Origin of the sequence: Pseudomonas sp. Fl5BN2 (assembly GCF_009908205.1) — a bacterium.
Lineage (GTDB): Bacteria > Pseudomonadota > Gammaproteobacteria > Pseudomonadales > Pseudomonadaceae > Aquipseudomonas.
The window spans coordinates 129,311-143,780 of sequence record NZ_JAAARL010000005.1; the positions used below are offsets into that span (position 1 = coordinate 129,311).

A 14,470-nucleotide genomic window follows, 5' to 3' on the forward strand; every position below is an offset into this window, starting at 1 on the left:
CGACATGGCCTCGGTCGACACTGAGGTCATGACGACAGCTCTGCATATCACCCTGATCACCGAAACCTACCCACCGGAAATCAATGGCGTGGCCAATACCCTTGGCCGCCTCTGCGATGGCCTGCGCGCCCGTGGGCATCAGGTAGAGCTGGTACGCCCGCGCCAGGGCTGTGATCAGAGCCGTATCAGCGACGAGGCTCTGCTGCTCTGCCGGGGCTGGCCGCTGCCGGGCTACCCCGGGCTGCAATGGGGCCAGTCGTCGATGCACAAACTGTTGCGGCGCTGGAAGCGCCAGCGCCCGGACGTGCTCTACATCGCCACCGAGGGGCCGCTGGGGCTGTCCGCACTGCGAGCGGCAAAGCGTCTGGGGATCTCGGTGGTCAGTGGTTTCCACACCAACTTCCAGCAGTACTCCAGCCAATACGGCCTGGGTTTGCTGACCCGCTTGCTGACCCACTACCTGCGCTGGTTCCACAACCGCTCGAAAGTGACCCTGGTGCCCAGCGCCAGCCAACGCCTGGAGCTGGAGCGCCGCCATTTCGAGCGCCTGGCCCTATTGTCCCGAGGCGTCGACAGCCAGTTGTTCCACCCGGCCAAGCGGCCCAACGAATTGCGCGCCAGCTGGGGCCTGGGCAATGAGGACCTGGCGGTGATTCATGTTGGACGCCTGGCGCCGGAGAAGAACCTTGGCCTGCTCAAGCGCTGCTTCGAGCAGCTCCAGGCCACTTATCCACAGCGCCGGATGAAGCTGATCGTGGTGGGTGACGGTCCGCAACGTGCAGCCCTGGAAAAAAGCCTGCCCGATGCCTTGTTCTGCGGCAGTCAGCGGGGCGAAGCCCTAGCGGCCCACTATGCCGCGGGGGATGTATTCGTATTTCCCAGCCTGACTGAAACCTTCGGCAACGTGGTGCTCGAAGCCTTGGCTTCTGGACTGGCGGTGGTGGCCTACGACCAGGCGGCGGCGGCTCAACATATCCGCCATGGCTACAACGGCGTGCTGGCGATGCCTGGAGATGAACGGGCTTTTTGCGACGCCGCCAGCTGGTTGCTGGAAGAAGCGGAAACCTTGCGCCGGGTACGCCTCAACGCTCGGCAACACGCCAGCCGTCAGGGCTGGGCCGCAGTGATCGAGCAGTTTGAAGATCAATTACGCAGCGCTTGCCAGCACTCGACCGCAGTGGATTACGAAGGACTCATCGAAGCGACGGTCGAACCACGGACCCGCGTGGAGACGCACGGCGCGGCGCGAGGGTTGCCCCCGTCACCGCCCGGTGCCGGGAGTTAAACCAGGCTCATCAGCGCTTCACGGCTGAATGGCAGGATGTCCTGCTCACGACCTTCACGGACCTTCTGCGCCCAGTCCGGATCAACCAGCAATGCACGGCCCACCGCCACCAGGTCGAACTCGTCATTGTTCAGACGCTGCAACAGGTTTTCCAGGCTGGCCGGCTGTGCCACCTTGTCGGTGTTGACCATGAACTGCAGGAACTCGCCGTCCAGGCCGACGCTGCCCACGGTGATGGTGGGCTTGCCGGTAAGCTTGCGGGTCCAGCCCGCCAGGTTAAGGTCGGAGCCTTCGAACTCCGGTTCCCAGAAACGTCGGGTCGAACAGTGGAAGATGTCCACACCAGCGTCCGCCAGCGGCTTGAGGAATGCCTCCAGCGCCTCCGGGGTCTGCACCAGCCGGGCGCTGTAGTCCTGCTGCTTCCACTGGGAAAAACGCAGGATGATCGGAAAACCCGGGCCAACGGCGGCACGTACGGCCTGGATCAGCTCGATGGCGAAACGCGAACGCTGGGCCAGGTCGCCGCCATATTCGTCAGTGCGCTGGTTGCTGCCTTCCCAGAAAAACTGGTCCACCAGATAACCGTGGGCGCCATGAATCTCCACGCCATCCATACCGATGCTCTGGGCATCCTTGGCGGCCTGGGCGAACGCCGCGATCACCTCCTGGATGTCCTGGTGGGTCATGCCATGCACCACCACTTGCCCGTCCTTGAGTTTCTCGCTCGGGCCATAGCCTGGCACGCTGGCATCTGGCTCGGTGCCCAGGCGCCGTACGTTGCCGACATGCCATAACTGCGGAACGATCTTGCCGCCCTCGGCATGTACCGCATCCACCACTTTCTTCCAGCCGGCCAGGGCCGCTTCGCCAAAGAACTGCGGCACATTGGGGTAACCATTGGCCGCCTTGTGCCCGACGGTGGTGCCTTCGGTGATGATCAGGCCGACACCTGCGGCAGCACGGCGACGGTAGTACTCGATAACCTTGGAGTTGGGCACGCCACCCGGGGAGAACGAACGGGTCATCGGCGCCATCACTACGCGGCTCGGCAGCTCCAGCGCGCCGAGTTGAAAAGGTTTGAACAAGGCTTGAACAGACATGCTGCACTCCGAGGGAAAGGGCTTGAAACGATGATCGAGGCACGGGACGGCGCCGCAAATCAGTCCCGGCGCGCCGATGATGGGGATAATATTCGCCCCCCATTGGACTGCACAGCATTATTGATTTAAGTGATTTAGATGCAAAAACGCCGCATCAGAGCGGCGTGAATCAGGCGGAAAAACACGCCGGGCCGTCGCGCCCGGCTAGCTGGCTCAGCTCAGGGCCTTTTCGATGGCCTGGACCACGGAAGGATCATCCGGCGCGGTGCGTGGCGAGAAACGCGCCAATACCCGACCGTCCTTGCCCAGCAGGAATTTTTCGAAATTCCAGGTGATGTCCCCAGGAAACTCGGCACCTTCGCCCGCCAGCAAGCGGTACAACTGATGACGCTCGGGACCGTTCACATCGAGCTTGCTGCTCAATGGAAAGCTCACTCCGTAGTTGAGGCTGCAGAACTCCTGGATCTCCTGCTCGCTCCCCGGCTCCTGCCCGGCGAATTGGTTGCAGGGCAGGCCCAGCACGCTGAAACCCTGGCCCTTGTATTGCTGATAGAGATTTTCCAACGCCGCATATTGTGGTGTCAGACCACATTTGGAGGCGACGTTGACCACCAGCACGACGTGCCCCTTGAAGGGCGCGAGCGGCAGCTCCTGACCATCCAGGGCTTTCAATTTAAGGTCGTGAAAAGCACTCATGACGAACTCCAAATTCCTGTGTTCTTACAGAAAACAGCCTCTCGACAGTACAGCCAAAAGCCGCGGACTAAAAAGGCGCCCTCGGGCGCCTCTCCTGCAAGCTTGAGCTTAGCGTAGAAATCAGTGCTGATGACCACCTTCGCCATGGACGTGACCATGAGCGACTTCTTCCTGGCTGGCGTCACGGATGGCAACGATCTTGACCTGGAAATTCAGGCGCTGGCCGGCCAGTGGGTGGTTGCCGTCGACGGTTACGTCGTCGCCGTCCAGATCACGGATGGTCACGATCTGCATCTGGCCGTCCGGAGCGGAGGCGTGGAACTGCATGCCCACTTCCAGCTCGTCAACGCCTTCGAACATGCTGCGGCTCAGGGTGCTGACCAGTTCGGCAGCGTATTCACCGTAGGCATCTTCAGGTTCTACGGAAACGTTCAGCTCGTCACCGACTTGCTTGCCTTCCAGGGCCTTTTCCAGACCAGGAATGATGTTACCTGCACCTTGCAGGTAAACCAGCGGGGCGCCGCCGGCAGAGCTGTCGATGACCTCACCAGCGTCGTTGGTGAGGGTATAGTCGATGGAGACAGCCTTATTGGCGGCGATCAGCATGGGGTGGGACCTTTTGCATAAGAATGAAGAACGTCCAAGTTTAGCGAAGCAATCGCTCGAAAGCGAACAGAACCCAGACAAACGGAACGTGAAAAAACACTCGACAATCCGCGGTTTTCATCAGGATGAAGAGGGTCATTGGGTGGCCGAACTGTCCTGTGGCCATACTCAGCACCTGCGCCACCTGCCACCCTGGCAATCCCGGGCCTGGGTCCTGGACCCGCAACAGCGGGCGGAAAAAATAGGCCAGCCCTTTGCCTGCGGCTGGTGTGCTCAAGACGCGGGAAACGATAACCTTAGCGTCTGACTATCAGGCAGACGGCTGCAGACCGTCGCCTTTGCCATGCACCTTCTGAGAATTCGCATGCAAACTTTTTTTATCGCACCCACCGATTTTGGTGTGGGTCTGACCTCCATCAGCCTCGGGCTGGTGCGTACCCTGGAACGGGCCGGCCTCAAGGTCGGTTTCTTCAAGCCCATTGCCCAGCCTCACCCAGGCGATACCGGCCCCGAGCGCTCCACCGAACTGGTGGCCCGCACCCACGGTCTGAAACCGCCACAACCCTTGGGCCTGGCCCATGTCGAGCGGATGCTCGGCGACGGCCAGCTGGATGAGTTGCTGGAAGAAATCATCACCCTTTATCAGCAGGCGGCCATCGGCAAGGATGTGCTGATCGTCGAAGGCATGGTGCCGACCCGCAGCGCCAGCTACGCCGCCCGGGTCAACCTGCACCTGGCGAAAAGCCTGGACGCCGAGGTGATCCTGGTCTCCGCGCCGGAAAACGAAGTGCTCACCGAGCTGTCCGGGCGGGTCGAGTTGCAGGCCCAACTGTTCGGCGGCCCACGGGACCCCAAAGTCCTGGGGGTGATCCTCAACAAGGTGCGCACCGATGAAAGCATGGAGGCGTTTTCCGCTCGTTTGAAGGAGCACTCGCCCCTGCTGCGCAGCGGCGACTTCCGTCTGCTGGGCTGCATTCCCTTCCAGCCGGAACTGAACGCCCCGCGCACTCGCGACGTAGCCGACCTGATGGGCGCCCAGGTGCTCAACGCCGGCGACTACGAAAGCCGACGCATGACCAAGATCATCATTTGCGCCCGCACCATGCGCAACACCGTGGAACTGCTCAAGCCCGGCGTGCTGGTGGTGACCCCGGGCGACCGCGACGACATCATCCTCGCGGTGAGCCTGGCGGCGATCAATGGCGTGCCCCTTGCCGGCCTGCTGCTGACCAGCGATACCCTGCCCGACCCACGGATCATGGAACTCTGCCGTGGCGCCTTGAATGCCGGCCTGCCGGTGCTCTCGGTGAGCAGCGGCTCCTACGACACCGCCAACCAGCTCAACGGCCTGAACAAGGAAATCCCTATCGACGACCGCGAGCGCGCGGAGATCATCACCGACTTCGTCGCCAGCCACCTGGACGCCAACTGGCTGCACCAGCGTTGCGGCACGCCACGGGAAATGCGCCTGTCGCCGGCGGTATTCCGCTACCAGTTGATCCAGCGGGCCCAGGAAGCCAACAAACGCATCGTCCTGCCCGAAGGCAGCGAACCCTTGACCGTGCAGGCCGCCGCCATTTGTCAGGCCCGCGGGATTGCCCGTTGCGTGCTGCTGGCCAAACCGGAAGACGTCCACGCCGTGGCGCGGGCCCAGGGCATCGAACTGCCCGAAGGCCTGGAGATTCTCGACCCGGACCTGATCCGCGAGCGTTACGTGGAGCCGATGGTGGCCCTGCGCAAGAGCAAAAGCCTCAACGCGCCCATGGCCGAGCAGCAACTGGAAGACCCGGTGGTAATCGGCACCGTGATGCTGGCCCTGGATGAAGTCGATGGCCTGGTTTCCGGGGTCATCCATTCCACCGCCAACACCATCCGCCCGGCCCTGCAGTTGATCAAGACGGCACCGGGCTGCACCCTGGTGTCCTCGGTGTTCTTCATGCTGTTCCCCGAGCAGGTGCTGATCTATGGCGACTGCGTGATGAACCCGCACCCCAGCGCCAGTGAGCTGGCAGAGATCGCCCTGCAGAGCGCCGACTCGGCAGCGGCCTTCGGCATCACCCCACGGGTAGCGATGATCAGCTACTCCAGCGGCGATTCGGCCAGCGGCGAAGAAGTGGAAAAGGTTCGCGAAGCGACCCTGCTGGCCCATGAAGCCCAACATTCGTTGCTGATCGACGGCCCGCTGCAATATGACGCCGCGGCCAACGAGAATGTGGCCCGGCAACTGGCCCCCAACAGTCTGGTAGCGGGCAAGGCCACGGTCTTCGTGTTCCCCGACCTGAACACCGGCAACACCACCCACAAGGCGGTGCAACGCAGCGCCGATTGCGTGAGTCTGGGGCCGATGCTGCAAGGCCTGCGCAAACCCGTGAACGACCTGCCCCGCGGCGCCCAGGTGGATGACATCGTCTACACCATCGCGCTGACCGCGATTCAAGCCGCCAACCGACCTATGGATCTCTAAATGCTGGAATTTCTACCTGCTGTCGTACGCGGCTTCATCGCCTCGCTCCTCCTGGCACTGAACACCATCCTGCTGTGCTCGTTCCTGTTCTGCGTGGCGATCTTCAAGGCCCTGCCCTTCGCCCTCACCCAGCGCTTCACCCACTGGCTGATGAACCACACCCACGAGGCCTGGATCAGCAACAACAAAGCCTGGATGAACCTGGTGTGCCGCACCCGCTGGCACCTCAAAGGCCTGGAGGGCCTGGACTACCAGCACTCCTATCTGGTCACCAGTAACCACCAGAGCTGGGTCGACATCATGGTCCTGCAGTACGTGCTCAACCGGCGCATTCGCCCGCTGAAGTTCTTCCTCAAGCAGGAACTGATCTGGGTTCCGGTGATCGGCCTCGCCTGGTGGGCCCTGGGCTTTCCCTTCATGAAGCGCTACTCCAAGGCCTACCTGGAAAAGCACCCGGAGAAGAAGGGCAAGGACCTGGAAACCACCCGCAAGACCTGTGCGAAGTTTCGCGACAACCCGGTGGGCATCTTCAACTTCGTCGAGGGCACGCGCTTCACCGAAGCCAAGCATGCCCAGCAGCAGTCGCCGTTCCGCTATCTGCTCAAGCCCAAGGCCGGCGGCATTGCCTTTGTCCTGGATGCCATGGGCGAGCAATTGCAATCGATCATTGATGTGACCATCCATTACCCCGCTGGCCGCCCCGGGTTCTGGGACCTGTTGTGCGGCCAGGTCAAGGATGTGGTGGTGCGTTTTGAAGAGGTGCGGATTCCAGCGCAGTTCATCGGCAAGAACTACGAGCAGGACACCGAGTACCGCCAGGAATTCCAGGGCTGGATCAACCAGCAGTGGTTGGACAAGGATGCGCTGCTGGAAGTGCTGCATCGGGAGTATCCGGCCAAACCCTGAGGGCCTCTTCGCTGGCAAGCCAGCTCCTACACAGAGGTCCGTAGGAGCCGGCTTGCCGGCGAACACTATCTGAAGCGCACAAAAAAGCCCGCAGCCGATCACTCGACTGCGGGCTTTTTGCTACGGCTTAAATCGCGCCGCGGCTACGCAACAGGTCCAGCACCTGCTTGACGCTCTCTTCCAACGACAGCGACTGGGTGTCGATCAGCAGATCGGCATTCAGCGGCACGTCGTACGGGAAGGATTCGCCCGGGATATTATCCCCGCCAGCAGCGTACAGGCCTTGCGGATCACGCTCGGCGCACACCGCAGGCGATGCCTGGACATAAACCGTCAGCAGACGCTCCTTGCCAATCAGGTCCTTGGCCTGTTCGCGCCCTTCGGCACTCGGGGCCACGAACGCCGCCAAGGTCAGCAGACCCGCTTCGTTGAACTGACGGGCCACGTGGGCCGCACGCCGCCAGTTCTCGGTACGCCCGGCACGGTCCTGTGGCAAGCCCTTGTTCAGGTCATGCCGCAGGTTCTGGCCATCGAGCACATACACCGCACGCCCCATGTCGAACAGCTTGCGCTCCACCGCGTAGGCCAGGGTGCTCTTGCCCGCGCCCGACAGGCCGCTGAACAGCACGGTTGCCGGTTGCTGGCCGAAGCGCTGGGCACGCTCTTCGGTGGCTACATGAGCCAGCTTGCCGTGGTGCGTGGCGCTGCCATGGGCCACCGGCTGGGCAATGATCATGCCCGCACCGACGGTGCCATTGGTCAGGCGATCGATAACGATGAATGCACCGGTGGTGCGGTTGCTTTCATAGCCATCCAGGGCGATAGGCGCGTCGAGGCTGATCTTGACCTTGCCGATCTCGTTCAGTTGCAGAGCGCTGGCCGCCCCCTCTTCCAGGGTATTCACATCAATCTTGTGGACGATGCTGGCAACCGAGCCCGGCACGTAGCTGGTGGCGCGCTTGATGTCGTATTTCTTGCCCGGCAGCATCGGCTCTTCGGCCATCCATACCAGCATGGCTTCAAAGCTGTCGGTCACCGGCGGTACGTTATCGGCATGTACCAGCAGGTCACCGCGGGAGATGTCGATTTCATCTTCCATGGTCAGGGTCACGGCCTGGCCCGGACCGGCCTGCTCCAACTCACCTTCGAAAGTGACGATGGATTTGACCCGGCTGCTCTTGCCCGAGGGCAATACCACGACTTCGTCGCCCTTGTGCACGATGCCACTGGCCAGGGTGCCGGCAAAACCACGGAAGTTCAGGTTCGGACGGTTGACGTACTGCACCGGGAAACGCAGGTCGGTGAAGTTGCGGTCACCGGCGACTTCCACGGTCTCGAGGATCTCCATCAGCGACTGACCGCTGTACCACGGCGAACGCTCGCTCTTGTTCACCACGTTGTCGCCCTTGAGGGCCGACATCGGCACGAAGTGCATGCTCGTAGGCTGCATCTTCAAGCCTTTGGCGAACTTCAGGTAATCAGCCTTGATCGACTCGAATACGCCCTGGTCGAAGTCCTTGAGGTCCATCTTGTTGATGGCCACGACGATGTGCTTGATCCCCAGCAGGGAGGCGATGAAGCTGTGGCGACGGGTCTGGGTCTGCACGCCGTAGCGGGCGTCCACCAGGATGATCGCCAGGTCACAGGTGGACGCACCGGTGGCCATGTTGCGGGTGTACTGCTCATGGCCGGGGGTGTCGGCAATGATGAATTTGCGCTTGGCGGTGGAGAAGTAGCGGTAGGCGACATCGATGGTGATGCCCTGCTCGCGCTCGGCCTGCAGGCCATCCACCAGCAGCGCCAGGTCGATGTCGTCACCGGTGGTGCCGACCTTCTTCGAATCCCGGGTGATGGCTTCCAGATGGTCTTCGTAGATCATCTTCGAGTCGTGCAGCAGGCGCCCGATCAGGGTGCTCTTGCCGTCGTCGACGTTACCGCAAGTGAGGAAGCGCAGCAGCTCTTTGCGTTCGTGCTGGCCCAGGTACGCGAGGATGTCCTCGCTGATCAAATCAGATTGATGCGACATGACAACCCCTTAGAAATAACCCTGACGTTTTTTATCTTCCATCGAGCCTGCGCCATCGTGGTCGATGACCCGGCCCTGGCGCTCGGAAGTTCGCGTCAGGAGCATTTCCTGGATGATGTCCGTCAGGCTTTCCGCCTCGGACTCCACCGCGCCCGTCAACGGGTAGCAGCCAAGGGTACGGAAACGCACTTTCTTTTTGACGATGCGGGCTTTCTCTTCATCGGAGAGATGCTCGAGGATGCGCTCGTCGTCGATCATGATCAGGGTGCCGTTCTTCTCGATCACTTCGCGCTCGGCGGCGAAGTACAGCGGCACGATCGGGATGCCTTCCAGGTAGATGTACTGCCAGATGTCCAGCTCGGTCCAGTTGGACAGCGGGAACACGCGGATCGACTCACCCTTGTTGACCTTACCGTTGTAGACGTTCCACAACTCCGGGCGCTGGTTCTTCGGGTCCCAACGGTGCTTGCTGTCGCGGAACGAGTAGACGCGCTCCTTGGCGCGGGACTTCTCTTCATCGCGACGGGCGCCACCGAAGGCGGCATCAAAACCGTACTTGTCCAAGGCCTGCTTGAGGCCTTCGGTCTTCATGATGTCGGTGTGCTTGGCACTGCCGTGGGTGAAGGGGTTGATCCCCTGCGCAACGCCATCCGGGTTGACGTGGGTGATCAGCTCCAGGCCCAGCTCTTCGACCATTTTGTCGCGGAAGCTGTACATCTCCTGGAATTTCCACTGGGTGTCGACGTGCATCACCGGAAACGGCAGCTTGCCGGGGAAGAACGCCTTGCGGGCCAGATGCAACATCACGGCGGAGTCTTTACCGATGGAATACAGCATCACCGGGTTGTCGAACTCGGCGGCCACCTCGCGGATGATGTGGATGCTTTCCGCCTCCAGCTGTTTCAGATGCGTCAGTTTGTCGACCATGGCTACTCACGAAAGCTTTCTTATGGACGGCCAGCGGGCCGTGTTCGAGCGGGGCATGCTAGCACAGCGACCTGCTTCTAATCAGGGCGCCAACTAGAACGAAACGATATATGAATATACCGCCCGGTTAGGCATCAAAACACCTGACCTGGCGGCCGGTGTAGGAGCTGGCTTGCCAGCGAAGGTGCTTTCAGACGCACCTCAAGACCACAGATCTTTTCGCCGGCAAGCCGGCTCCTACATGGGGTCAGATTGGGTTGGGGCAGTCGATGAACAGGTGCTCCAGGGCGAAACGCCGGGCCAGGTAGTCACCCAGGGCCTGGACGCCATAACGCTCGGTGGCGTGATGGCCGGCGGCGATGAAGCTGACGTCGTTTTCCCGAGCGCTGTGGAAGGTCTGCTCGGAGGCCTCGCCACTCAGGTACAGGTCGACACCGGCCTCGATCGCCTGGTCGATGTAGCCCTGGCCACCGCCGGTGCACCAGCCGACCCGCCGGATCATCTCGCTGCCCTCGATCAGCAGTGGCTCACGACCCATGACTTCCTGCACCCGACGAGCAAAGTCACGCGGGGTCATCGGCTCACTGAGGGAACCCACCAGCCCGACAATCTTGGGGTCCTGCGGATCCAGCGGACCTTCCACGGTGATATCCAGTTGCCGCGCCAGCTGCACGTTGTTGCCCACCTCCGGGTGCAAATCCAGGGGCAGGTGATAAGCCAGCAGGCTGATGTCGTGCTTGAGCAGGGTTTTCAACCTACGCTGCTTCATACCGGTAATGCAGGGGTTCTCGCCTTTCCAGAAGTAGCCGTGATGCACCAGCACCAGGTCGGCCTTGGCTTCCACTGCAGCGTCCAGTAACGCCTGGCTGGCCGTCACGCCACTGACGATACGCATGACTTGCGGACGCCCTTCGACCTGCAGGCCATTGGGGCAGTAGTCGGCGATGCGTGAACTGCCCAGGTAGCGGTCCGCTTCTTCCACCAGTGTGCTCAGGGCAACGGCCATAAAAGACTCCTAAATATCCCGTTCAGAGGCGCGCACGGCCTCGTATAATGCGCGACATTATGGGCCGTGCGCAGCCCTTCGTAACCACCCAGGACTTGCTCAATGCTCAAGGCTCTGCGTTTTTTTGGCTGGCCATTGCTGGCCGGCATACTTATCGCGTTGTTGATTATTCAGCGTTACCCACAATGGGTCGGCCTGCCCAGCCTGGACGTCAATCTGCAGCAAGCTCCGCAAACCACCAGCACCCAGCAGGGCCCCGTGTCCTATGCCGATGCGGTGGTCATTGCCGCGCCTGCAGTGGTCAATCTGTACACCACCAAGGTCATCAACAAACCTGCACATCCATTGTTTGAAGACCCACAGTTCCGACGTTTCTTCGGTGACAACCTGCCCAAGCAGCAGCGCATGGAGTCGAGCCTGGGCTCCGGGGTGATCATGAGTCCCGAAGGTTATCTGTTGACCAACAACCACGTGACGTCCGGCGCCGAGCAGATCGTGGTGGCCCTCAAGGACGGACGCGAAACCCTGGCCCGGGTGATCGGCAGCGATCCGGAAACCGACCTGGCAGTGCTCAAGATCGACCTGAAGAACCTGCCCTCGATCACCGTCGGCCGCTCGGAAAGCGTCCGCGTCGGCGACGTTGCTCTGGCCATCGGCAACCCGTTCGGGGTCGGCCAGACCGTGACCATGGGCATCATCAGCGCCACCGGGCGCAACCAGTTGGGCCTGAACAACTACGAAGACTTCATCCAGACCGACGCGGCAATCAATCCGGGCAACTCCGGTGGCGCACTGGTGGATGCCAACGGCAACCTGACCGGGATCAACACCGCGATCTTCTCCAAGTCCGGCGGCTCCCAGGGCATTGGTTTCGCCATCCCGATCAAACTGGCCATGGAAGTGATGAAGTCAATCATCGAGCACGGCCAGGTGATCCGTGGCTGGCTGGGGATCGAAGTGCAGCCGCTGACCCAGGAACTGGCGGAGTCCTTTGGCCTCGCCGGGCGCCCCGGCATCGTGGTCGCGGGTATCTTCCGCGATGGCCCGGCGCAGAAAGCCGGCATGCAACTGGGTGATGTGATCCTCAGCATCGACGGTGAGCCCGCCGGTGATGGTCGCCGCTCGATGAACCAGGTGGCACGGATCAAACCGATGGAAAAAGTCTCGATCCAGGTGATGCGCAACGGCAAGGAGCTCAAGCTGACGGCAGAAATCGGCCTGCGTCCGCCGCCCGCACCGGTCAAAGAAGAAGAGTGAATGTGCGCCCGGCCATGCCGGGCTAACAACATGCATTCTCATTAGTCATGTTATATTGTTTCAATATTGCTATTGGAACAGCCTGATGACGCCCCGAAAAATCCTCCCCCTGGCAGGCCTGACTCTCGGCCTGCTGGCAGACCCCCTGCTCGCCGAAGAACCGCAGTCGCTGGAGCTGGAAACCACCCGCATCACCACCGAATACGAATCTGCCACCGGCCCGGTCAAAGGTTATCGGGCCACTCGCTCAGCCAGTGCCACCAAGACCGACACAGCCATTCGCGACATCCCACAGTCCATCAGCGTGATCCCCGCCAGCGTGCTCAAGGACTTGGGCAGCAGCAACGTCGAGCGCGCCTTGGAGTTTGCCGGTGGGGTCTCCAAGCAGAACAACTTCGGCGGCCTGACTCTGTATGAATACAGCGTGCGCGGCTTCACCACCTCGGAGTTCTACAAGGACGGTTTCAGCGCCAACCGCGGTTATCCCAGTACTCCGGACGCCGCCAACATCGAGCGCATCGAGGTGCTCAAGGGGCCGGCCGCCAGCCTCTATGGCCGTGGCGACCCCGGTGGCACGGTGAACATCGTCACCAAGAAACCCCAGCCTGAAGCGTTCGCCACCCTGCAAACCAGCGCCGGCAGCTGGGACCGCTACCGCACGGCCCTGGACCTCAACACCCCGCTGGATGCCCAGGGCAACCTGTTGTCTCGGGTCAACCTGGCGGTGGAGGACAATCACAGCTTCCGTGACCACGTGGACAGTCACCGGGTATTCGTCGCGCCGTCCTTCAGTTGGCAGTTGAACCCGGACACCAGCCTGCTGCTGGAAAGCGAGTTCGTGCGCCACAGCTCGACCTTCGACCGCGGCATCGTCGCCCCCGACAATCGCTGGAGCGGAGTCTCGCGCTCGACCTTTCTCGGCGAGCCCAACGACGGCAACATCGACAACCACAACAACATGCTCCAGGCGACCCTCGAGCATCACCTCAACGACCGCTGGAAGCTGCGCCTGGCCAGCCACTACAAGGAAGGCAAACTGTGGGGCTTCGCCTCGGAAGCCCGCCCGTTGAATGCCGACCAGCACACAGTCAATCGGCGTTACCGTGAGCGCGACAACAACTGGCACGACAGCATCACCCAACTGGAACTGCGCGGCCTGTTCGACATCGGCAGCTGGCAGCACGAGCTGCTGATCGGCAGCGAATACGAGAACTACCGCAAGAACGAGCGGGTCACCACCCTCGCCGGCGGCGCCTATGCCATCGATATCTACGACCCGATCTACGGCCAGGCCAAGCCCAACGGCAAACGCTCCGGCACTGATTTTTTCGAGCATGTCGAAAGCCAGGCCCTGAACCTGCAGGACCAGATCATCTTCACTGACCGTCTGCGGGGCATGGTCGGCGCCCGCGTCGAACACTTCGAGCAAAAGATCGACGACCACACCACCAGCAAGCGCAGCCGCCAGCGCCACGACGCCCTGACCCAACGCGCCGGCCTGCTCTACCAACTGACCCCGCAAGTGGGGGTGTTCGCCAACGCCTCCACCTCGTTCAAGCCCAACAACGGGCTGGATGCAGCTGGCAAGACCTTCAAACCTGAGGAAGGCGTCGGTTATGAAGTGGGGATCAAGAGCGAGCTGCTCGACGAGCGCCTGAGCGCCACCCTCGCCGCCTTCCATATCGACAAGGAAAACGTCCTGGCCCTGGACCCCGGCACCGACTCCAGCCGCGCCGCGGGCAAGGCCCGCAGCCAAGGCTTCGACGTGCAGGTCAGCGGCCAACTGACCGATGCGCTCAGGGTCATCGGCGCCTATGCCTTGATCGATGCCAAGGTCACCAAGGGCGATCGGGCGATCCCCGCCGGCAGCCGCATGCTCGGCGTGGCCAGGCACAGCGGCAGCCTGCTGGGGGTGTATGAGTTCCAGGACGGCCACCTCAAAGGCTCGGACATCGGCGCCGCCCTGACCTATGTCGGCGATCGCTCGGGCGAGTCCGGCGGCAGCTTCGAACTGCCGGCCTATCGCACCCTGGATCTGCTGGCCCACTACAAAGCCAGCGACAAGCTCACCCTGGGCCTGAACCTGAACAACCTCTTCGACGAGAAGTACTACGAGCGCTCCTACAGCAACTACTGGGTCAACCCCGGCGAGCCGCGCAACTTCACCGTCAGCCTGACACTCAACCTGTAAAAGGGA

Annotated in this window: 12 protein-coding genes; 6 read left to right on the forward strand and 6 right to left on the reverse strand. The window is 61.8% G+C overall.

Annotation, left to right across the window (positions count from 1 at the left end):
* Window positions 1-4 precede the first annotated feature (4 nt).
* Complete coding sequence (locus GV819_RS08690) at window positions 5-1,285, forward strand: glycosyltransferase family 4 protein (protein WP_161755544.1); 1,281 nt, start codon at window positions 5-7, stop codon at window positions 1,283-1,285.
* Here the strand turns inward: GV819_RS08690 and GV819_RS08695 are convergent.
* The 3 genes from GV819_RS08695 to GV819_RS08705 form a co-directional block, all read right to left on the reverse strand.
* Window positions 1,282-2,385, reverse strand: coding sequence for an NADH:flavin oxidoreductase (locus GV819_RS08695; protein ID WP_161755545.1), 1,104 nt, complete (start codon window positions 2,383-2,385; stop codon window positions 1,282-1,284). The genes GV819_RS08690 and GV819_RS08695 overlap by 4 nt on opposite strands.
* 213 nt (window positions 2,386-2,598) lie before the next feature.
* The gene (locus tag GV819_RS08700) at window positions 2,599-3,081 is read right to left on the reverse strand and encodes a glutathione peroxidase (RefSeq protein ID WP_161755546.1); all 483 of its coding nucleotides are present in this window, start codon (window positions 3,079-3,081) and stop codon (window positions 2,599-2,601) included.
* 120 nt (window positions 3,082-3,201) lie between these two features.
* Window positions 3,202-3,687, reverse strand: a complete 486-nt coding sequence (locus tag GV819_RS08705; RefSeq protein WP_161755547.1) for an FKBP-type peptidyl-prolyl cis-trans isomerase — start codon at window positions 3,685-3,687, stop codon at window positions 3,202-3,204.
* Between GV819_RS08705 and GV819_RS08710 the strand changes: the two genes are divergently transcribed.
* The 3 genes from GV819_RS08710 to GV819_RS08720 are packed head-to-tail and all read left to right on the forward strand — an operon-like array spanning window position 3,656 to window position 7,057.
* Window positions 3,656-3,994: a DUF3565 domain-containing protein gene (locus tag GV819_RS08710; protein WP_161755549.1), complete on the forward strand. Its 339-nt coding sequence runs from the start codon at window positions 3,656-3,658 to the stop codon at window positions 3,992-3,994. The genes GV819_RS08705 and GV819_RS08710 overlap by 32 nt on opposite strands.
* A gap of 57 nt (window positions 3,995-4,051) precedes the next feature.
* Window positions 4,052-6,151 (forward strand): phosphate acetyltransferase, encoded by a 2,100-nt coding sequence (gene pta, locus GV819_RS08715; RefSeq protein ID WP_161755551.1) that lies wholly within the window; start codon window positions 4,052-4,054, stop codon window positions 6,149-6,151.
* On the forward strand, window positions 6,152-7,057 hold the full coding sequence (locus GV819_RS08720) for an acyltransferase (protein ID WP_161755554.1): 906 nt from the start codon (window positions 6,152-6,154) through the stop codon (window positions 7,055-7,057). It abuts the gene before it with no gap.
* A 127-nt stretch (window positions 7,058-7,184) separates the two neighbouring features.
* Here the strand turns inward: GV819_RS08720 and cysN are convergent, their stop codons facing one another.
* The 3 genes from cysN to GV819_RS08735 form a co-directional block, all read right to left on the reverse strand.
* On the reverse strand, window positions 7,185-9,083 hold the full coding sequence (gene cysN, locus GV819_RS08725) for a sulfate adenylyltransferase subunit CysN (protein ID WP_161755556.1): 1,899 nt from the start codon (window positions 9,081-9,083) through the stop codon (window positions 7,185-7,187).
* A 9-nt stretch (window positions 9,084-9,092) separates the two neighbouring features.
* A complete protein-coding gene (gene cysD / locus GV819_RS08730) occupies window positions 9,093-10,010 on the reverse strand; it encodes a sulfate adenylyltransferase subunit CysD (RefSeq protein ID WP_161755557.1) in 918 nt (305 codons plus the stop codon).
* A gap of 247 nt (window positions 10,011-10,257) precedes the next feature.
* A complete protein-coding gene (locus GV819_RS08735; protein WP_161755559.1) occupies window positions 10,258-11,016 on the reverse strand; it encodes a Nif3-like dinuclear metal center hexameric protein in 759 nt (252 codons plus the stop codon).
* 102 nt (window positions 11,017-11,118) lie between these two features.
* On the opposite strand from GV819_RS08735, the gene algW reads away from it, so the two are divergent.
* Complete coding sequence (algW, locus tag GV819_RS08740; RefSeq protein WP_161755561.1) at window positions 11,119-12,273, forward strand: Do family serine endopeptidase AlgW; 1,155 nt, start codon at window positions 11,119-11,121, stop codon at window positions 12,271-12,273.
* 85 nt (window positions 12,274-12,358) lie between these two features.
* On the forward strand, window positions 12,359-14,464 hold the full coding sequence (locus tag GV819_RS08745; RefSeq protein WP_161755563.1) for a TonB-dependent siderophore receptor: 2,106 nt from the start codon (window positions 12,359-12,361) through the stop codon (window positions 14,462-14,464).
* Window positions 14,465-14,470: the final 6 nt, after the last annotated feature.